General features: G+C 54.0%; 17 protein-coding genes and 1 tRNA gene. 7 read left to right on the forward strand and 11 right to left on the reverse strand.

The window, feature by feature from the left end; genetic code table 11:
- The gene (gene glyS, locus FDX01_RS08680; RefSeq protein ID WP_115257201.1) at positions 1 to 2,070 is read left to right on the forward strand and encodes a glycine--tRNA ligase subunit beta; all 2,070 of its coding nucleotides are present in this window, start codon (positions 1 to 3) and stop codon (positions 2,068 to 2,070) included.
- 63 nt (positions 2,071 to 2,133) lie between these two features.
- Here glyS and cueP read toward each other — a convergent pair whose 3' ends face one another.
- The 3 genes from cueP to FDX01_RS08695 all read right to left on the reverse strand — a co-directional run bounded on the left by cueP (position 2,134) and on the right by FDX01_RS08695 (position 3,645).
- On the reverse strand, positions 2,134 to 2,673 hold the full coding sequence (gene cueP, locus FDX01_RS08685; RefSeq protein ID WP_096759144.1) for a copper-binding periplasmic metallochaperone CueP: 540 nt from the start codon (positions 2,671 to 2,673) through the stop codon (positions 2,134 to 2,136).
- A 187-nt stretch (positions 2,674 to 2,860) separates the two neighbouring features.
- Positions 2,861 to 3,073, reverse strand: coding sequence for an RNA chaperone/antiterminator CspA (gene cspA / locus FDX01_RS08690; RefSeq protein ID WP_004126446.1), 213 nt, complete (start codon positions 3,071 to 3,073; stop codon positions 2,861 to 2,863).
- A gap of 281 nt (positions 3,074 to 3,354) precedes the next feature.
- Positions 3,355 to 3,645, reverse strand: coding sequence for an HTH-type transcriptional regulator (locus tag FDX01_RS08695; protein WP_115257202.1), 291 nt, complete (start codon positions 3,643 to 3,645; stop codon positions 3,355 to 3,357).
- 378 nt (positions 3,646 to 4,023) lie between these two features.
- Here FDX01_RS08695 and FDX01_RS08700 point away from each other — a divergent pair, with 378 nt between their 5' ends.
- Positions 4,024 to 4,734, forward strand: coding sequence for a DUF3053 domain-containing protein (locus FDX01_RS08700; RefSeq protein ID WP_096759146.1), 711 nt, complete (start codon positions 4,024 to 4,026; stop codon positions 4,732 to 4,734).
- 58 nt (positions 4,735 to 4,792) lie between these two features.
- Here FDX01_RS08700 and ghrB read toward each other — a convergent pair whose 3' ends face one another.
- The 6 genes from ghrB to FDX01_RS08730 all read right to left on the reverse strand — a co-directional run bounded on the left by ghrB (position 4,793) and on the right by FDX01_RS08730 (position 10,707).
- Positions 4,793 to 5,767, reverse strand: a complete 975-nt coding sequence (ghrB, locus tag FDX01_RS08705) for a glyoxylate/hydroxypyruvate reductase GhrB (RefSeq protein ID WP_137362488.1) — start codon at positions 5,765 to 5,767, stop codon at positions 4,793 to 4,795.
- Positions 5,768 to 5,789: 22 nt separating this feature from the next.
- A complete protein-coding gene (locus FDX01_RS08710; RefSeq protein ID WP_137399633.1) occupies positions 5,790 to 7,070 on the reverse strand; it encodes an MFS transporter in 1,281 nt (426 codons plus the stop codon).
- A gap of 64 nt (positions 7,071 to 7,134) precedes the next feature.
- Positions 7,135 to 8,073: a sugar kinase gene (locus FDX01_RS08715; RefSeq protein WP_137399634.1), complete on the reverse strand. Its 939-nt coding sequence runs from the start codon at positions 8,071 to 8,073 to the stop codon at positions 7,135 to 7,137.
- Positions 8,074 to 8,076: 3 nt separating this feature from the next.
- Positions 8,077 to 8,826: a sugar phosphate isomerase/epimerase gene (locus tag FDX01_RS08720; RefSeq protein WP_137399635.1), complete on the reverse strand. Its 750-nt coding sequence runs from the start codon at positions 8,824 to 8,826 to the stop codon at positions 8,077 to 8,079.
- Positions 8,827 to 8,926: 100 nt separating this feature from the next.
- Positions 8,927 to 9,943: a LacI family DNA-binding transcriptional regulator gene (locus tag FDX01_RS08725; RefSeq protein WP_096759151.1), complete on the reverse strand. Its 1,017-nt coding sequence runs from the start codon at positions 9,941 to 9,943 to the stop codon at positions 8,927 to 8,929.
- A gap of 101 nt (positions 9,944 to 10,044) precedes the next feature.
- A complete protein-coding gene (locus tag FDX01_RS08730) occupies positions 10,045 to 10,707 on the reverse strand; it encodes an OmpA family lipoprotein (protein ID WP_045448680.1) in 663 nt (220 codons plus the stop codon).
- 160 nt (positions 10,708 to 10,867) lie between these two features.
- Here FDX01_RS08730 and FDX01_RS08735 point away from each other — a divergent pair, with 160 nt between their 5' ends.
- Positions 10,868 to 13,201, forward strand: a complete 2,334-nt coding sequence (locus tag FDX01_RS08735) for a molybdopterin guanine dinucleotide-containing S/N-oxide reductase (RefSeq protein WP_137399636.1) — start codon at positions 10,868 to 10,870, stop codon at positions 13,199 to 13,201.
- Here the strand turns inward: FDX01_RS08735 and FDX01_RS08740 are convergent.
- Positions 13,170 to 13,610: an N-acetyltransferase gene (locus FDX01_RS08740; RefSeq protein ID WP_096759154.1), complete on the reverse strand. Its 441-nt coding sequence runs from the start codon at positions 13,608 to 13,610 to the stop codon at positions 13,170 to 13,172. The two genes, FDX01_RS08735 and FDX01_RS08740, sit on opposite strands and share 32 nt — an antisense overlap.
- A complete protein-coding gene (tag, locus tag FDX01_RS08745) occupies positions 13,588 to 14,169 on the reverse strand; it encodes a DNA-3-methyladenine glycosylase I (protein WP_137399637.1) in 582 nt (193 codons plus the stop codon). Before tag ends, FDX01_RS08740 begins: the two co-directional genes overlap by 23 nt.
- Positions 14,170 to 14,328: 159 nt before the next feature.
- Here tag and FDX01_RS08750 point away from each other — a divergent pair, with 159 nt between their 5' ends.
- From FDX01_RS08750 to FDX01_RS08765, 4 genes are all read left to right on the forward strand, one after another.
- On the forward strand, positions 14,329 to 15,033 hold the full coding sequence (locus tag FDX01_RS08750; RefSeq protein WP_137399638.1) for an autotransporter outer membrane beta-barrel domain-containing protein: 705 nt from the start codon (positions 14,329 to 14,331) through the stop codon (positions 15,031 to 15,033).
- A 250-nt stretch (positions 15,034 to 15,283) separates the two neighbouring features.
- Positions 15,284 to 16,486 (forward strand): MFS transporter, encoded by a 1,203-nt coding sequence (locus FDX01_RS08755; protein ID WP_096759157.1) that lies wholly within the window; start codon positions 15,284 to 15,286, stop codon positions 16,484 to 16,486.
- Positions 16,487 to 16,694: 208 nt separating this feature from the next.
- Complete coding sequence (eptB, locus tag FDX01_RS08760) at positions 16,695 to 18,386, forward strand: kdo(2)-lipid A phosphoethanolamine 7''-transferase (RefSeq protein ID WP_117342512.1); 1,692 nt, start codon at positions 16,695 to 16,697, stop codon at positions 18,384 to 18,386.
- 91 nt (positions 18,387 to 18,477) lie between these two features.
- Positions 18,478 to 18,554, forward strand: a tRNA-Pro gene (locus tag FDX01_RS08765).
- The last annotated feature ends 32 nt before the right edge of the window (positions 18,555 to 18,586 follow it).

An 18,586-nucleotide genomic window follows, 5' to 3' on the forward strand; every position in this document is an offset into this window, starting at 1 on the left:
ATGTCTGAGAAAACTTTTCTGGTGGAAATTGGCACTGAAGAGCTGCCACCAAAAGCACTGCGCAGCCTGGCTGAGTCCTTCGCTGCGAACTTCACTGCGGAGCTGGACAATGCTGGCCTCGCACACGGCAACGTAGAGTGGTTTGCTGCGCCGCGTCGTCTGGCGCTGAAAGTGGCTGCCCTTGCTGAATCGCAACCTGACCGTGAAGTAGAAAAGCGCGGCCCGGCGATTGCCCAGGCGTTTGACGCGGAAGGTAAACCGAGCAAAGCGGCAGAAGGTTGGGCGCGCGGTTGCGGTATCACCGTTGATCAGGCTGAACGACTGACCACCGACAAAGGTGAATGGCTGCTGTATCGTGCGCATGTGAAAGGCGAAAGCGCAGAAACGCTGCTGCCAAACATGATTGCCACGTCACTGGCTAAGCTGCCGATCCCGAAACTGATGCGCTGGGGCGCGTCTGACGTCCATTTCGTGCGCCCGGTTCATACCGTCACGCTGCTGCTGGGCGACAAAGTCATCCCGGCAACGATTCTGGGTATTCAGTCCGATCGCGTGATCCGCGGCCACCGCTTTATGGGTGAGCCTGAATTCACCATCGACAATGCCGACCAGTATCCTGAAATCCTGCGCCAGCGCGGCAAAGTCATTGCCGATTACGCCGAGCGTAAGGCAAAAATCAAGGCCGATGCCGAAGAGGCGGCGCGTAAGATTGGCGGTAACGCTGACCTGAGCGAAAGCCTGCTGGAAGAAGTCGCGTCTCTGGTTGAATGGCCGGTGGTGCTGACGGCGAAGTTCGAAGAAAAATTCCTCGCGGTACCGTCTGAAGCGCTGGTTCACACCATGAAAGGTGACCAGAAGTACTTCCCGGTGTACGCGAACGACGGCAAACTGCTGCCGAACTTTATCTTCGTCGCTAACATCGAATCGAAAGATCCGATGCAGATTATTTCCGGTAACGAGAAAGTGGTTCGTCCGCGTCTGGCGGATGCCGAATTCTTCTTCAATACTGACCGCAAAAAACGTCTGGAAGATCATCTGCCGCGTCTGCAAACCGTGCTGTTCCAACAGCAACTGGGTACCCTGCGCGACAAGACCGATCGTATTCAGGCGCTGGCGGGCTGGATTGCTGAACAGATTGGCGCTGATGTCAACCACGCCACCCGCGCGGGCCTGCTGTCCAAGTGTGACCTGATGACCAACATGGTCTTCGAGTTCACCGACACCCAGGGCGTGATGGGCATGCACTACGCACGTCATGATGGTGAAGCGGAAGATGTAGCGGTAGCGCTGAACGAGCAATATCAGCCACGCTTTGCCGGTGATGACCTGCCGTCTAACCCGGTGGCCTGTGCGGTAGCCATTGCCGATAAAATGGACACCCTGGCGGGTATCTTCGGTATTGGTCAGCATCCAAAAGGTGACAAAGACCCGTTTGCACTGCGTCGTGCTGCGCTGGGCGTGCTGCGTATCATCGTTGAGAAGAACCTGAACCTCGATCTGCAAACGCTGACCGAAGAAGCGGTACGTCTGTACGGTGACAAGCTGTCCAACGCGAACGTAGTGGATGATGTCATCGACTTTATGCTGGGCCGCTTCCGTGCCTGGTATCAGGACGAAGGCTACACCGTTGATACCATTCAGGCGGTGCTGGCGCGTCGTCCGACGCGTCCGGCTGATTTCGACGCACGTATGAAGGCGGTTTCGCACTTCCGTACGCTGGAAGCCGCGTCTGCGCTGGCTGCGGCTAACAAACGTGTTTCAAACATCCTTGCGAAAACGACAGAGCCGCTGAACGACCGTGTGAATGCAGCAACGCTGAAAGAGCCGGAAGAAATTACGCTGGCGATGAAGGTTGTGGTACTGCGTGACAAGCTGGAGCCTGCGTTTGCTGAGGGTCGCTATCAGGAAGCGCTGGTCGAACTGGCCGAACTGCGCGAACCGGTTGATGCGTTCTTCGAGAAAGTAATGGTTATGGTGGAAGATAAGGATTTACGTATCAACCGTCTCACCATGCTCGAAAAGCTGCGTGAGCTGTTCCTGCGCGTGGCGGATATTTCGCTGCTGCAGTAACCGTCTGTATTGACGTAAAAAATGCCGGATACGCAATTGCCTATCCGGCATTTTTTTATGCTGTTAGCGCAGCTGCAATTCGGTCAGACAGGTCTGGCTGTCATTCATCGTTTTGATGGCGTGAGACGCTTTTTTGCCGTTGTAGCTCACTTCAATTGTGCCTTCCATATTGCGTGGTAGCCATACGCCGATAAAACCATTGCGGTAACTGGTCATTGCTTTCTGCACCACCACGTCTCCCTTGCTATCCGTCACTTTGACATCAAAGGTCTTCTCGGGCATTTCTCCCTTGCAGCCAGAAAGGCTGTGGTTAAAGCAGGGGTGAGTTTGCCATTCGTACGGGGCAAAGGAGAGATAGAACTTGTCACCAAGCGGTAGCGTATAAACCTGTTCACCGGAAGAGAGTTTTAGTTCGGTGCTGGTGATGGAAGCAGAATAGGGCAGTGGTCGACTCTGAGGCGACTGGTCAATGGCGTCGACAATTTGCTCAACGGATTTCCCGCTTAGCCCATGTTGCGCCAGAAAGGTTGATTCCGGGGTAGCAGCGAATACGCTACTTGTGGTGAGTAAACCTAATAACAGCAACAGTGAGGTTTTCGACATAGCTTCAATTCCTTGTGAAAATTGTGGGATACATGCCGACGTACTATAAAGCTTACCCTTAGGGAAAGGTCAAAGGTGTGGTGGGTAAAGTAATGCAAAGAAGAAAGCTGGGGAAATTTATTGCGAGAGACAGATAAAAAAAATCCCCGCCGTTTGGCAGGGATCTAGAATTTTGAGCTTTTTAAGCTTACAGGCTGGTTACGTTGCCAGCTGCCGGGCCTTTAGCGCCGCTTTCGATGGTGAAGGAAACTTTCTGACCTTCGTCCAGAGATTTGTAGCCTTCGTTCTGGATAGCAGAGAAGTGTACGAACACGTCTTTTGAGCCATCGTCAGGAGTGATGAAACCGAAGCCTTTATCAGCGTTGAACCATTTTACGATACCAGTCATTTTACCGGACATAGTGTATTACCTTTTAAAAAATAAGTGTGCCTTTCGGCGATATGGCGTGCTTTACAGATTTTTTAACAGTAAAGGAAAATGCTCACTACGAAGGGTATCAATGATAACTCTTGAAGGGACTTGCCTTACTAAACTGCTGTAATGGTCTGTACGTCAAACCGTTGAGTGCATTAACTCATTTTACGCCGGAGGATGCAACTACTATTTTCTTTTTTGTTGCTGGAGCTGGTGGTAAAACGGTCCATTTACAGGACCGTTCTGAAGAAAAACCAGAAAAAACATCAATCCATCAACTGCTTACTTAATCTCGGGTCGGCCTGAATCAGGCGCATCAATTTCAATTCGGTACTGGAAGGCTTTACGCGTTTAGACTCCCACTCATGAACCATCGCAACCGTTACGCCCATTACTCGGGCAAAATCATCTGTTTTTAAACCCGTCCCTCGTCGTAGCTGTTCAAATTCGGTAAACGGGTTGGCTTTTTGCGTCAAGGTGACGGTCTGCGATACATCTTTAAAAACAATCTGTTCCAGACTGCTAAGCAGTTCAAGCATAGGATCTTTATATTCCATTGAGGACTCCTAAAATCACACAGCGGGATCGTGAATTTCATCGAAGCTCATTAAGAATAGTCGCAAAAAAAGACGGCGGGCGTGGGGCGCGCGCGGTGGGTGCGTTTCAGCGGATCGCGGTGGCCGACCTGTAGTTTGCTAACGATCTGATAACGGTCGGGATCTCCTCTCGGCCAAACTCATTTGTAAAGATGACAAAATTTTTACGCCATTCGGCTGATGGCGCATTGTTCAGCAAAACGCAGGGCCACCGAAACGGGTATTTTCCCCGACAAGATTACGCGGAAAGGGTATCTTGCGGGGCTGACCTGGACTATCCTTGTCATCGTCAGGCACGCGGGTGTCGTTGTGCGCATTTTTGGGTGAAGGAGTATTAAAATGGCGACAGGTAAGTCCTGCTCTCGCTGGTTTGCGCCTGTTTTGGCGCTCTTAATGGTAGTTGGCCTGAGTGGGTGTTTTGATAAAGAAGGCGATCAACGCAAAGCGTTTGTCGATTTCCTGCAGAATACTGCAATGCGTAGCGGAGAGCGTTTACCGACGCTGACCGCCGATCAGAAAAAACAGTTTGGCCCGTTTGTCTCCGATTACGCGATTCTTTATGGTTATTCACAGCAGGTGAATCAGGCGATGGACTCCGGTCTGCGCCCGGTTGTGGATAGCGTAAATGCCATCCGTGTTCCTCAGGATTACGTGACCCAGCGTGAACCGCTGCGTCAGGCAAATGGTGCGCTGGGCGTGTTAGGGCAACAGCTGCAGAATGCGAAGCTGCAGGCCGATGCCGCACGTGGTGCGCTGAAGCAAAGCGAGGATCTGAAACCCGTCTTTGATCAGGTCTACAGCAAAGTCGTGACTGCTCCGTCAGAGGCGCTACAGCCGCTGATTCCTGCCGCGCAGATCTTTACGCAACAACTGGTACAGGTGGGTGATTTTATCGCGCAGCAGGATACGCAGGTGAGCTTTGTGGCGAACGGTATCCAGTTCCCGACCTCACAACAGGCAAGCCAGTACAACACGCTGATTGGCCCGCTGGCAGCCCAGCATCAGGCATTTAATCAAGCCTGGACTGCTGCGGTGAACGCAGCCCAGTAATTCAGGGAATAACGATATACAGAATGCCGGGTACGCAGTAGCGCCACCCGGCATTTTTTTATCCTGCTACCTGCGGATTCACACAGTTCTTCTCGACGTTCCCTTGCAGTGCATCAATTAAGTTATCTACCGCACAGGCCGCCATGTTGTAGCGGGTTTCATGGGTTGCCGAACCAATATGCGGTAGCGCCACCACGTTTGGTAACGACAGCAGCGGGGAGTCTACCGGCAGCGGTTCCTGCTCAAACACATCCAGACCTGCGGCATGAATTTCCCCGCTTTGCAGGGCGGCAATCAGTGCGGTTTCGTCCACGACCGGGCCACGTCCAGCGTTGATGAAAATGGCGGAGGACTTCATTTTGGCGAACTGCGCGGCGCCAAACAGATGGTGAGTCTCATCCGTTAGCGGCAGGATCAGACAGACAAAATCCGATTCCTGCAATAGCGTATCCAGATTGCAGTAGCGCGCGTTGAAGCGCTCTTCCGCTTCCTTATGCTGGCGGCGTGCATTGTAGAGAATGGGCATGCCAAAGCCGAAATGGGCGCGTTGTGCCAGTGCGAGGCCGATGCGGCCCATACCGACAATCCCCAACGTTTTGTGATGTACATCGGTGCCGAACCAATCCGACCCGATGCTCTTGGTCCATTCACCTACTTTCACGCGTTCAGCCACCTCGACTACGCGGCGAGCTGTGCTTAACACCAGTGCCATTATCGTATCCGCCACGGTTTCGGTCAGTACGGTTGGGGTGTGCATCAGTAAGACATTACGGGCGTTAAGTGCCTCGACGTCGAAATTATCATAGCCTACGGAGATTGTTGAGGTTGCGCGCAGCCTGGGCATGTTCTCCAGCAGGGCGCTATTGACGGTTTCGCTGGAGCCCAGCAGACCTTCCGCACTGGCGAAGGCCTGCGCGTGCTGTGCGACCGTTTCCGGGCGCAGGTTAGGGACTTGAGTCACCGAAAAATGTGCTTCCAGGCGCTGCAGTAAATCGTCAGGTAACGCTTTGTAGAGAATAATGGACGGCTTCATGCGAATCTCCGTAAGTTAAAATTTAAGCGTGGCGTGCGCCAACCGGAATGCGGGTATTATTAGCAGGCTTAACAATCAGAGTTAGCCACACTGAGACAAAAAGCGCCACCCCCATAAAAATGTACGAGGCGGACGGGCTGCCGGTGGTGCCATTGAGGTAGCCAACAAACCAGGAGCCAAAGAATGACCCCAGCGCGCCCATACTGTTAATCAGCGCCATGGCGCCCCCGGCGACGTTACGCGGCAGCATTTCAGGAATGATGGCGAAGAAGGGACCATACGGGGCGTACATCGCCGCACCGGCTATCACCAGCAGGGTGTAAGACATCCAGAAGTGGTCAGCGCCAACGGCCCAGGATCCGATAAAGGCACACGCGGCGATCAGTAACAGCGGCCAGACAAACAGCTTACGGTTTTGCAGTTTGTCGGAAGCCCATGAGGCCAAAATCATCGCGACGGTGGCGGCCAGATACGGGACCGATGAAAGCCAGCCCACTTCCACCATGCCGAGATTCGCGCCGCCGCTGCGGATAATTGACGGCAGCCACAACACAAAACCGTAAACGCCGATACTCCAGGTAAAATACTGCATACACAGCAGGATCACATTGCGGGAGCGGAAAGCCTCACCATAGTTACGCACGGCTTTAATTCCCTGCTGCTCTTGTTCCAGCTGTGCCTGCAGCGCGCTTTTTTCGGACTCCGTCAGCCAGCCCACCTGGGAAGGTTTGTCTTTGACCAACACCCACCAGCAGAACGCCCAAATGACGGCCGGAAAGCCTTCGATGATGAACATTTCACGCCAGCCGAGCGCCTGAATCAAATAACCCGAAACGACGGACATCCACAGCACGGTGACCGGGTTACCGAGGATCAGGAAGGTGTTGGCGCGTGAACGCTCGGATTTGGTAAACCAGTTGCTGATATAAATCAGCATCGCGGGCATGACGGCGGCTTCTACGACGCCAAGAATAAAACGGATGGCGGCAAGCATGGGGATGTTACTGACCATTCCGGTCAGCGAGGCGCACCCGCCCCACAGGATCAGGCAGATAAAAATGAGTTTTCGTACGCTGCGACGCTCGGCGTAAATTGCGCCTGGGATCTGGAAAAAGAAATAGCCGAGGAAAAACAGGGCACCCAGCAGGGAAGAGATCCCTTTGGTAATGCCAAGATCCTCGTTAATGCCTGCGGCGGAGGCGAAGCTGAAGTTCGCGCGGTCGAGATACGCCAGGCTGTACGTGATGAACACGATTGGCATGATGTACCACCAGCGTTTTGCTGCATTGGTTGAGCTATTCATAGACTGCCCTCTGGTTATGCTGTTACGCCGCCTCTGTATGTAGGGTACAGAGTGGGCCGGGGGTTTATTCCGCTAATTGTTCATGTGTGGGTAATCCTTCACTGTCGCCCTGAACCTGTATGGCCAGGGCGCCAATTTTATTGCCTCGGGCCACCGCCTGATGCAGTGAGTGCCCTTCCAGCAGTGCGCTGATGACGCCGACCGCAAAGCCATCGCCCGCGCCGACGGTATCGACCACGTTGTCGACCTTCACCGGTGCGACGCAGCCCTGCTCGCCGTTGGCTGCCTTATACCAGGCGCCATCGGCACCCGTTTTAACAATCACTGCCTTCACGCCGTGGCGCAGATAAAAGTCAGCGATGCCTTCAGGCGTCTGTTGTCCCGTCAAAATCATGCCCTCTTTTAACCCCGGCAGAACCCAGTCGGCCTGGAATGCGAGTCGGTTGAGTTTTTCCACCATCTCCGCTTCGCTGTTCCACAGCACTGGGCGTAAATTGGGATCGAACGAGATAGTCTTTCCCTGGGCTTTCATGGTGCGGGCGGTATGGGCCAGCAGTTCGTAAGAACTGGCGGACAGCGCTGCCGCCACGCCACTCAGGTGCAGGTGGCGTGCGCTGGAGAAGTACGCTTCGTGATAATCCTCCATGCCAAGATGGCTGGCGGCTGAGCCTTTGCGAAAATATTCCACGATGGGATCGGTTCCATTTTCGACTTTAGATTTCAGCTGAAAGCCGGTTGCGTAGCGTCCATCCTGGGTGACTCCCTGCGCATCAATCCCTTCTTTTTCCAGCGACTTAATAATAAAACGGCCAAAACTGTCGTGACCTACGCGACTCACCCAGCCGACCTTCAGGCCCAGACGGGCAAGGCCGGTTGCCACGTTAAGCTCTGCGCCCGCGACCCGTTTGATAAATGTCTCTACATCCGCCAGTTCGCCGGTTTGCGTGGCGACAAACATCGTCATTGCTTCGCCAATGGTGACGACATCCAGTGAATTTTTCATGTGTTACTCCTCGCGTAGCAGTTCGACGTAGTGACGGGTCACCGCCGCTAAGTCGTGCCCTTCCAGGGGGAATTCAATGCCGCGCGGGACGTCCGTGGGCAGCGTGTTTAACAGTGCCAGCCAGCGCGGGTCTGCCCGATCGGGCGCAACGGCACGGAAGCTGTCGAGATGCGGAGTGGCAGCCTTCACATGGATATACCCCACGGTTGAGGCGAGCGCCTGCGCGGCGTCTTCGGGGGAGTCGCCGACCCACAGCCAGTTGCCCATATCAAAGGTCAGGGATACCGGCAGATCCTGCTTCTGGCAGGCATCCCTGAAGTGCAGCATAGGCTGCAGTCGTCCGCAGGACGTTTGATCGTTCTCGACCACCAGTTCCATACCGCTGTCGTTGAGCCACTCATGCAGTGTGTCGAATTGCTGAGTATGGGAAAAATGACCCAGAGATACTTTTAACCATAACGCCTGCAACGTTTGGGCTTCCTGAAGGAGTGCCGGCAGGTGGGGATTGAGATGACCATCTTGTAGAAATAGCGGTTCTGGCGCGGAGTAGCAGGCCAGCAGGCCGAAGATTTCAATCGCGGATGCCAGGGTTGGCAGCGTTTTAAGCTCGGCATCGCTCAGCATTTCGCGGCGGATTTCAACGCCGTCAGCTCCGGCTTCAGCAATAATAGGCAGCATGGCAGTTTGCCCGCCTGCTGCATGCACCTGGTCGTAACCGTAAGCAGCGGTGACCACCATAATTTTTCTTTTCATGGAAACTCCAAATCGTGCGTTCTTGCTATAACGCTAGATGGAACCGGTTCCAAAGAAAAGACTATGATGCCGAATTTATGATCACCATCACGAAGGAAATTTAACGGGCGGTAGACCCGCGAACGATCAGCTCACCGGAGAAAACCTGTTCCTGAACAGCATCCGATTTACCATCGATCCGGCGTACAACCTGCTCGACGGCGGTATAGCCAATTTGCCAGGTGGGCTGCTTCAGGGTGGTGATGCCGACGCCAGCCAGTTCGGCCCATTCCAGTTCGTCAAAACCGAGCAGGCCGATGTCGCTGCCCCAGTTGAGGCCAATACGCTTCAGCGAGCGGGCCACCTGCAGCGTGAGCGCGCCGTTGGCAGAGATAACGGCCTTACGCATTCCGCGATGCTGCTGATGAAACTGACGCAGCGTGTCATCCAGTTGCGTATTTTCCGCCAGCGAAACCTCAGCATTTTCGGCGATAACGCCGGGATATCGCGCCAGCGTGGCGCGAAAAGCAGTCAGACGTTCGCGTCGGGTGTTAACCATCCCCAACGGCTCGCTGAGGAACAGAATAGCTTCGAAGCCTTGTTCAATCAGGTGCTCAGTGGCAACTGTCGCCGCCTGGGTGTTATCCAGACCGACCATATCACAGGCGAAATCCGGAATTTTACGGTCAATCAACACCATCGGTAGTGCAGACTGTTGCAGGCGGTTCAGCCCTTCTTCGCGCATGCCGACGGCATTCACCACAATCCCCTCAACCTGATAGCTGCGCAGCAGATCGAGATAATGCAGCTCCTGGTCCACTTCGTTGTTGGTATTACAGACCAGCGGGGTAAAGCCTTTTTCGCGACAGGCAGCTTCGATACCGCTTAACACGTTAACGGAGTAGGGGTTGGTAATGTCGGCGATAATCAGGCCTATCAGGCGGGTACGGCCATGCTTCAGGCCTCGTGCCATCAGGCTGGGGCGATAGTCGAGTTCGGCAATGGCGTGTTCAATGCGGGCCAACAGCGCGTCGGAAAGCAGATGCTTCTCACCGTTGAGGTAGCGTGAAATGCTGGTCTTACCCGTTTTTGCGGCTTTCGCCACATCGCTGATGGTGGCACGTGTTGATTTGCTCATCGCTGATTTCCCTGAATTTAGTGTGAACACCTTATCGTGAAAATCAACGATGGCAAGTGCTTCATGCCGGATAAGGCGCAGCCTGTCTCCGGCACAAAACGTTACTGAATTGGACTCAACGTGATCTCTACGCGGCGGTTTTGTGCTTTACCTTCCGCGGTGCTGTTGCTGGCTATTGGATTCGCCGGGCCCATTCCACGGGTGCGGATACGGTTAGCTTCCACACCCTGAGTGATCAGGGCGCTGGCAACGGAGTCCGCACGCTGCTGTGACAGACGCATGTTCAGATCCTGGCTGCCGGTGCTGTCGGTGAAGCCCAATACGTTGACCGCGGTTTTATTGTACTCTTTCAGCACCATAGCCACGCCGGTCAGGGTGTTGGCCCCGGCAGGTTTCAGGTTGGCGCTGCTGCTGTCGAAGGTGACGTTGTTGGGCATATTCAGAATGATGTTATCGCCACTGCGCGTCACGCTCACGCCGGTTCCCTGCATTTTTTCGCGCAGTTTTGCTTCCTGCACGTCCATGTAGTAACCGATACCACCACCCACGGCGGCCCCTGCGGCTGCGCCAATCAACGCGCCTTTGCCGCGATCTTTCTTCGACGAGGAGAGCGCGCCAATGCCCGCACCCACCAGCGAACCAATGCCCGCCCCCATGCCGGATTTACCCGCTTCGCGTTCACCGGTGTAAGGGTTTGTTGTGCAGCCAGAAACCGCCAGGGCGCCGCTCACGATGGCAGCAATCACAAATACACGTTTCTTCATCTTAATTCCTTAATGACTTTTTTATTCTTTACCACAGCGACTGTGGCGGTTGATTATGACGTGTGAACATGAAGAAAATTCCAGGGAAGACTCTGAAATTTGTAAGTAACATTGAACGGCATAATAAATAAGCCGTCACATCGCATTCAGGAGCGCCATCTTGGCTAATTCACCCGCACATTACTCGGTATTAACCGCCGCCCACTGGGGACCCATTCTTGTTGAAACCGATGGCGACACGGTTTTCTCCTCGCGTGGCGCATTGCCCACTTCACAGCCCAATTCGTTGCAGACCGTGGTGCGCGATCAGGTACACAGCAAAACGCGGGTGCGTTTTCCGATGGTGCGTAAAGGCTTTCTGGCCTCGCCGGAGGCCCCACAGGGTGTGCGCGGGCAGGATGAGTTTGTCCGTGTCAGCTGGGATGAGGCGCTGAATCTGATCCATACCCAGCATAAGCGCATTCGCGACAGTTACGGTCCGTCCTCCATTTTTGCCGGTTCGTACGGTTGGCGTTCGAACGGTGTGTTACACAAGGCCGCGACCCTGCTGCAGCGGTATATGGCGCTGGCGGGTGGTTATACCGGCCATTTGGGGGATTACTCAACGGGGGCGGCGCAGGCCATCATGCCGTACGTCGTGGGCGGGAACGAAGTCTATCAGCAGCAGACCAGTTGGCCCGTCGTACTGGAGCACAGCGACGTGGTGGTGCTTTGGAGCGCGAATCCGCTCAACACCCTGAAGATTGCCTGGAACGCCTCTGATGAGCAGGGGCTCGCGTACTTTGAGGCGTTACGCAACAGCGGTAAACGCCTGATCTGCATTGATCCGATGCGATCGGAGAGCGTGGATTTCTTTGGTGACAAAATGGAGTGGGTCGCCCCGCATATGGGTACCGATGTCGCCCTGATGCTCGGCATTGCCCATACGCTGGTGGAAAACGGCTGGCAGGACGAGGCGTTTCTTGCCCGCTGTACCACCGGTTATGAACGATTTGCCGACTATCTTGTGGGGAAATCCGATGATGTCGCCAAAACGGCAGAGTGGGCTGCGGAGATTTGTGGTGTACCTGCGGCGAAAATACGTGAACTGGCAGAAATATTTCACCAAAATACCACCATGCTGATGGCCGGGTGGGGTATGCAACGTCAGCAGTATGGTGAACAAAAGCACTGGATGATCGTCACGTTGGCCGCCATGCTTGGGCAAATTGGCACGCCTGGCGGTGGTTTTGGTCTCTCTTATCATTTTGCTAACGGCGGCAATCCGACGCGTCGCGCGGCGGTGCTCGCCTCCATGCAGGGGAGCGTAAAAGGTGGCACCGATGCGGTGGATAAAATCCCGGTTGCGCGCATCGTTGAGGCTCTGGAGAACCCCGGAGGGTTCTACCAACACAACGGTATGGACCGCCATTTCCCGGATATCCGTTTTCTCTGGTGGGCGGGCGGGGCAAACTTCACCCATCATCAGGATACCAATCGTCTGATTCGCGCCTGGCAAAAGCCAGAGCTGGTGGTGATCTCCGAGTGTTTCTGGACTGCGGCGGCGAAGCATGCCGATATCGTCTTGCCCGCCACCACCTCTTTTGAGCGCAACGACCTCACCATGACCGGTGATTACAGTAACCAGCATCTGGTACCGATGAAGCAGGTTGTGCCGGCACGCGATGAGGCGCGCAATGATTTTGATGTTTTTGCTGAACTCAGCGAGCGCTGGGAGCAGGGCGGGTATGAACGGTTTACGGAAGGCAAAAGCGAGCTGGAATGGCTGGAGACCTTTTACAAGATTGCCGGGCAGCGCGGGGCCAGCCAGCAGGTGACGTTGCCGCCCTTTGCCGAGTTCTGGCAGGCCAACAGGCTTATCGAAATGCCGGAAAGTGCCGTCAACGCGCAGTTTATTCGCTTTGCTGATTTTCGCCGTGACCCGCAGGCGCATCCGCTGAAAACTGACAGCGGCAAAATCGAAATCTACTCGCAGAAGATTGCAAGTTACGGCTACGCGGATTGTGCAGGGCACCCGATGTGGCTGGCGCCGGATGAATGGTTCGGTAATGCTGAGCCCGAGCAATTACAGGTGCTGTCGGCCCATCCGGCGCACCGTTTGCACAGCCAGTTGAATTACAGCACGTTACGCGAGCAGTACGCGGTGGCGGATCGCGAACCGGTGACCATTCACCCGCAGGATGCGAGGGCGCGGGGGATTGCCGATGGCGACACGGTCAGGGTGTGGAATCATCGCGGGCAAATTCTGGCCGGGGCGGTGGTGACGACAGGCATCAAAGCGGGCGTGATTTGTATTCACGAGGGCGCCTGGCCAGATTTGGACCTGTCCGCAGGGGGTATTTGTAAGAATGGCGCGGTGAATGTGCTGACCTGCGATCTCCCCAGCTCGACGCTGGGGAATGGCTGCGCGGGCAACACCGCGCTGGCGTGGCTGGAAAAGTACACCGGGCCCGCACTGGCGCTTACGGCGTTTGATCCGCCTGCCAGTTCATAATCCACGTGGGGTGATGCGTCTCTTCCTGCCATGCGCTGTCTTCAATACGAAAACCCAGCGCATGGTAGAAATTCACCGCTGACTGGTTCTTCTGATAAACCTCAAGGCTGAGCAACGAAAAGCGCTGCTGGACATGCTGCACCAACGCTTTGCCGATCCCGCTTCTGATGGCGGTAGGTTCAACAAACAGTGCGCCCAAAAAGCGCGCTTCCATCACGCTGGCAAAGCCTTTGAGCTGGCCGCTTTCCTCCCATACCCAGGTTTGTGCTGCGGGCAGGTAGACATCGCGTACGATGGGTTCACTCTCACGCCAGTAGCGTTCTTCAATAAACGGATGAGCATAAATCGTGCTATCCATCCACAGCGCCAGAATCGGCGCCAGATCGTCAGGCGTTGATTGGCGAATCATGTTGACCCTCCGGGTAGCAAATACAGCCGGTGACATGGTCGTTGACCAGCCCGCATGCCTGCATAAAGGAGTAACAGATGGTGGTGCCGACAAACTTAAAGCCGCGCTTTTTTAACGCTTTTGAGAGCGCGTCAGACGCAGGGGTTGAGGTGGGGATGTCGCTCAGGCTGGCGGCGCGCGTCAGCTGCGGTTGATGATCAACGAACGACCAGACAAACTCGCTAAACGGTTCGCCGTTTTGCGCCATCGCCAGGTAGGCGCGTGCGTTGCCGATAATGGCCTGAATTTTCCCTCGATGACGAATAATACCGGCATCCAGCACCAGCCTTTCGACATCATCTTCGGTCATCGCGGCAACGGTGACAGGATCGAAATGGTGGAAAGCATGACGATAGTTTTCCCGTTTCTTCAGGACGGTTATCCACGATAACCCCGCCTGCTGCCCCTCCAGACAGATCATCTCGAACAGCTTTTGACCGTCGGTTTCGGGGACACCCCACTCCTTGTCGTGATAGGCAATGTATAGTGGATCCTGACTGACCCAGCCGCAACGCTGCATATTCTTCCTCGCTGTTTTTACTGGCGTAAAAATTTCATTCGGCTCGCCTTGACGCGCCCGCTAAAAAGACAATATTTAATACAGGGCCTAATGTGCCCGATATCCTTCACACAATGACAATAATATCGCCGAATTCGGCTCTTTTCTGGAGTCGCGTTGATGATTATAAGAAACAGTAGTGGTCGCCAGAGGTTCAGCCTTCTGGTGAGCGTCGTGGTCTGTGCGCTGTCTACCCATACGGCCTATGGCTGGCAACAAGAATATATCGTTGATGCTATGTCAGGTCATACGGCTGAACGTTATACATGGGACAGCGATCACCAACCACGCTATAACGACATACTTGAAGAACGCATTCGTTCCACGAAGAGCGTGGCGGGTCCGGTGGTGAACCTGGCGGACCAAACGACGCTGGATACGACCAGCGGTATGAGTATGGGCTGGAATTTCCCCGTGTCCAGACAAGTGACGACCGGCCCGATTGCAGCCCTACATTATGACGGTTCGGCAACGTCCACCTATAACGAGTTTGGCGACAGTGCGACGTCCGTCACGCAGACCGATCCGTTATGGCATGCCAGCGTCAGCACCTTAGGCTGGCGGGTTAATTCGCAGTTTGGCGATCTGCGTCCGTGGGCGCAAATCAGCTATAACCAGCAGTTTGGCGAGAATATCTGGAAGGCGCAATCGGGCCTCAGCCGGATGTCTGCGGCGAGTCAGGACGGCAACTGGCTGGATGTTACCGTGGGTGCCGATATGCTGCTCAATCCGCATATGGCGGCCTATGCTGCGCTCTCTCAGGCGGAAAATAGCACCAATAACAGTGACTATATGTACACCATGGGAGTAAGCGCTAAATTTTAACGCGAACATGCGTAAATAAAACAACTCTGTTACATATTAGAATCAATAATCACACGCGTCTCAGTGATAGCGGGTACTCACTTGTGTGAAAAATCCGGTCCTCTCACTTTTTGTCTCGTCATTCATTCCGCAATCCAGGCATTTCATTCCGTTCTGATGGCACTTCATGCCGTTTTCCCCTCGTCATAAATGCACTTCGGTATGGTTGTTGGCAGAGAATTTCCCATTTTGCTTATGCAGGAATACTGCCATGAAAACTTCTGATTATCAGCGTACCCGGTGGCTGACCCTGATCGGCACCATCATTACCCAATTTGCCTTAGGTTCGGTTTACACCTGGAGCCTGTTCAATGGCGCGCTTTCTTCAAAGCTGGATGCGCCGGTCAGCCAGGTGGCTTTCTCCTTTGGCCTGTTAAGCCTGGGCCTGGCGATTTCTTCTTCTGTCGCCGGGAAACTTCAGGAACGTTTTGGCGTGAAACGCGTCACCATGGCATCCGGTATCCTGCTGGGCGTGGGCTTCTTCTTAACCGCACACTCTGACAGCCTGATTATGCTGTGGCTGAGTGCGGGTGTGCTGGTGGGCCTGGCGGATGGTGCGGGCTACCTGTTAACGCTGTCCAACTGCGTAAAATGGTTCCCTGAGCGTAAAGGGCTGATTTCCGCCTTTGCTATCGGCTCTTATGGCCTCGGAAGCCTCGGCTTCAAGTTTATCGACACTCATCTGCTGGAAACCGTCGGGCTGGAGAAAACCTTTGTTATCTGGGGTGCCATTGTGCTGGTGATGATCGTCTTTGGCTCTACGCTGATGAAAGATGCACCAAATCAGGAAGTTAAAACGGTGAATGGCGTGGTCGAGAACGACTACACTCTGGCGCAATCGATGCGCAAACCACAGTACTGGATGCTGGCAGTGATGTTCCTGACCGCGTGTATGAGTGGGCTGTATGTCATTGGTGTGGCAAAAGATATTGCACAAACTCTGGCGCATATGGATGTGGCGACAGCAGCCAATGCGGTGACGGTGATTTCCATCGCTAACCTGTCAGGCCGTCTGGTGCTGGGCATCCTGTCCGACAAGATTTCCCGTATTCGCGTTATCACCATTGGTCAGGTTGTTTCGCTGGTCGGTATGGCGGCGCTGTTATTCGCACCGCTGAACGAAGCGACCTTCTTCGCGGCGATTGCCTGCGTTGCCTTTAACTTTGGCGGTACGATTACCGTGTTCCCGTCCTTGGTCAGTGAGTTCTTTGGCCTGAATAATCTGGCTAAAAACTATGGGGTTATCTATCTGGGCTTTGGGATTGGCAGCATCTGTGGGTCCATCATCGCTTCCCTGTTTGGCGGTTTTTACGTGACCTTCTGTGTCATCTTCGCGCTGTTAATCATCTCGCTTGCGCTGTCTACCACCATTCGTCAGCCTCAGCGTAGCGTATTTACCGAGGCGCACGCCTGATTCTATTAGTGGTGTCATTAATACCTGGCGCATATATTTACAAAAATATATGCGCCATTTTCATTCTCTATAAGCACTTTTGCGTTTACCTGTGGTCTACTTACTCGCGCCCGTAGACATTTCAAACTCTGCCGTTGTCGCATCTTTCACCTGCCCGGTCTAACTGACTGTAAGTAGGGCTTTTTATCCCGTTTTCCAGGTTTTATTGATGAGATATATTAAGTCGATGACGCAGCAGAAGCTCAGTCTCTTGCTGGCAATCTATATCGGTCTGTTTATGAACTCCGCTGTATTTTACCGTCGTTTTAGCGGATATGCGTACGAGTTCACCGTCTGGAAAGGAATCTCTGCGGTTGTTGAATTAGCTGGCGCGGTGCTGGCAACCTTCTTTTTACTTCGTCTTCTCTCTTTATTTGGCCGACGCGCCTGGCGTGTACTGGCAACCTTTGTGGTGCTGTGTTCTGCAGGTGCCAGCTATTATATGACCTTCCTGAACGTGGTGATCGGTTACGGCATTATTGCCTCGGTTATGACCACCGATATTGATTTATCGAAGGAAGTTGTGGGCTGGCATTTTATTGCGTGGCTGGTTTCGGTCAGTATTTTGCCGTTGCTCTTAATCTGGAATAACCGCTGTCGCTACACCCTGATAAAACAGCTGCGCACGCCAGGTATGAGATTTCGCAATGTGGCGGTCGTTTTGCTGGCGGGGATCATGGTATGGGCGCCGATTCGTCTGCTCAGCATGCAGCAGAGATCCGTCGAGCGTGAAACCGGCATCGATTTACCCAGCTACGGCGGCGTCGTGGCAAACTCCTATCTGCCGTCAAACTGGCTCTCCGCGTTAGGGCTGTATGCCTGGGCGCAGGTTGATGAGTCCTCAGACAACAAATCGCTGATGAACCCGGCGAAAAAATTCACCTATGTTGCCCCCAAGAATCTCGATGACACCTACGTGGTGTTTATTATTGGTGAGACCACGCGCTGGGATCATATGGGGATTTTTGGCTACGAGCGAAATACCACACCAAGGCTGGCTCAGGAGAAAAACCTGGCGGCATTCCGTGGGTATTCATGTGATACCGCGACCAAGTTGTCGCTGCGCTGCATGTTTGTACGTCAAGGTGGTGCGGAAGAAAACCCACAGCGGACGCTGAAAGAACAAAACGTTTTTTCCGTACTCGGTCAGTTAGGGTTTAAAACAGACCTTTACGCGATGCAAAGCGAGATGTGGTTCTACAGTAATACCATGGCGGAAAACATCGCCTATCGTGAACAAATTGGCGCAGAGCCGCGTAACCGTGGCAAAACGGTTGACGATATGCTGCTGATTACCGAAATGCAGCAATCCTTAAAGCAGAATGACAGCGGTAAGCGCCTGATTATTCTGCATACCAAAGGTTCACACTTTAACTACACGCAGCGCTACACTCGCGAGTATGCACAGTGGAAGCCTGAGTGTGTGGATGTCGATAGCGGCTGTTCGAAAGAACAGATGATTAACTCTTTCGACAACTCGGTGACCTATGTCGATCACTTTATTACCAAAGTGTTTGATCAACTGCGCGATAAGAAAGCGATAGTGTTCTATGCCGCCGATCACGGTGAGTCTATTAACGAACGTGAGCACCTGCACGGTACGCCGCGTAAAATGGCGCCGCCAGAGCAGTTCCGCGTGCCGATGATGGTGTGGATGTCGGATAAGTATCTGGAAGACCCCGATCATGCGAAGGCGTTTGCTCACCTGAAGCAAGAGGCGGATATGAAGGTCCCGCGCCGTCATGTGGAACTGTATGACACCATTTTGGGTTGCCTCGGTTATACCTCGCCAAACGGCGGTATAAATGAGAACAATAACTGGTGCAACGTTCCGGGCGGGCAGAAAGTCGCGGCGCAGTAACCGGCCTGCTGACTTTCTCGCCGATCGAATGGCATTTTGATACGAAGGGATTGACGGGCGCGCACCTGAGCAGTAAGATGCGCCCCGCATTCGGTGATTGGCGCAGCCTGGTAGCGCACTTCGTTCGGGACGAAGGGGTCGGAGGTTCGAATCCTCTATCACCGACCAAATTAGAAAAGCCCGCTCTTTGAGCGGGCTTT

It is taken from the genome of Citrobacter sp. wls613 (genome assembly GCF_005281195.1).
GTDB classification, from domain to species: Bacteria; Pseudomonadota; Gammaproteobacteria; order Enterobacterales; family Enterobacteriaceae; genus Citrobacter; species Citrobacter gillenii.

Excerpts from the sequence above, each read along its gene's own strand:
- glyS (WP_115257201.1), top strand. The coding sequence starts at position 1 with ATGTCTGAGAAAACTTTTCTGGTGGAAATTGGCACTGAAGAGCTGCCA.
- cueP (WP_096759144.1), bottom strand. The coding sequence starts at position 2,673 with ATGTCGAAAACCTCACTGTTGCTGTTATTAGGTTTACTCACCACAAGT.
- cspA (WP_004126446.1), bottom strand. The coding sequence starts at position 3,073 with ATGTCCGGTAAAATGACTGGTATCGTAAAATGGTTCAACGCTGATAAA.
- FDX01_RS08695 (WP_115257202.1), bottom strand. The coding sequence starts at position 3,645 with ATGGAATATAAAGATCCTATGCTTGAACTGCTTAGCAGTCTGGAACAG.
- FDX01_RS08700 (WP_096759146.1), top strand. The coding sequence starts at position 4,024 with ATGGCGACAGGTAAGTCCTGCTCTCGCTGGTTTGCGCCTGTTTTGGCG.
- ghrB (WP_137362488.1), bottom strand. The coding sequence starts at position 5,767 with ATGAAGCCGTCCATTATTCTCTACAAAGCGTTACCTGACGATTTACTG.
- FDX01_RS08710 (WP_137399633.1), bottom strand. The coding sequence starts at position 7,070 with ATGAATAGCTCAACCAATGCAGCAAAACGCTGGTGGTACATCATGCCA.
- FDX01_RS08715 (WP_137399634.1), bottom strand. The coding sequence starts at position 8,073 with ATGAAAAATTCACTGGATGTCGTCACCATTGGCGAAGCAATGACGATG.
- FDX01_RS08720 (WP_137399635.1), bottom strand. The coding sequence starts at position 8,826 with ATGAAAAGAAAAATTATGGTGGTCACCGCTGCTTACGGTTACGACCAG.
- FDX01_RS08725 (WP_096759151.1), bottom strand. The coding sequence starts at position 9,943 with ATGAGCAAATCAACACGTGCCACCATCAGCGATGTGGCGAAAGCCGCA.
- FDX01_RS08730 (WP_045448680.1), bottom strand. The coding sequence starts at position 10,707 with ATGAAGAAACGTGTATTTGTGATTGCTGCCATCGTGAGCGGCGCCCTG.
- FDX01_RS08740 (WP_096759154.1), bottom strand. The coding sequence starts at position 13,610 with ATGATTCGCCAATCAACGCCTGACGATCTGGCGCCGATTCTGGCGCTG.
- tag (WP_137399637.1), bottom strand. The coding sequence starts at position 14,169 with ATGCAGCGTTGCGGCTGGGTCAGTCAGGATCCACTATACATTGCCTAT.
- FDX01_RS08750 (WP_137399638.1), top strand. The coding sequence starts at position 14,329 with ATGATTATAAGAAACAGTAGTGGTCGCCAGAGGTTCAGCCTTCTGGTG.
- FDX01_RS08755 (WP_096759157.1), top strand. The coding sequence starts at position 15,284 with ATGAAAACTTCTGATTATCAGCGTACCCGGTGGCTGACCCTGATCGGC.
- eptB (WP_117342512.1), top strand. The coding sequence starts at position 16,695 with ATGAGATATATTAAGTCGATGACGCAGCAGAAGCTCAGTCTCTTGCTG.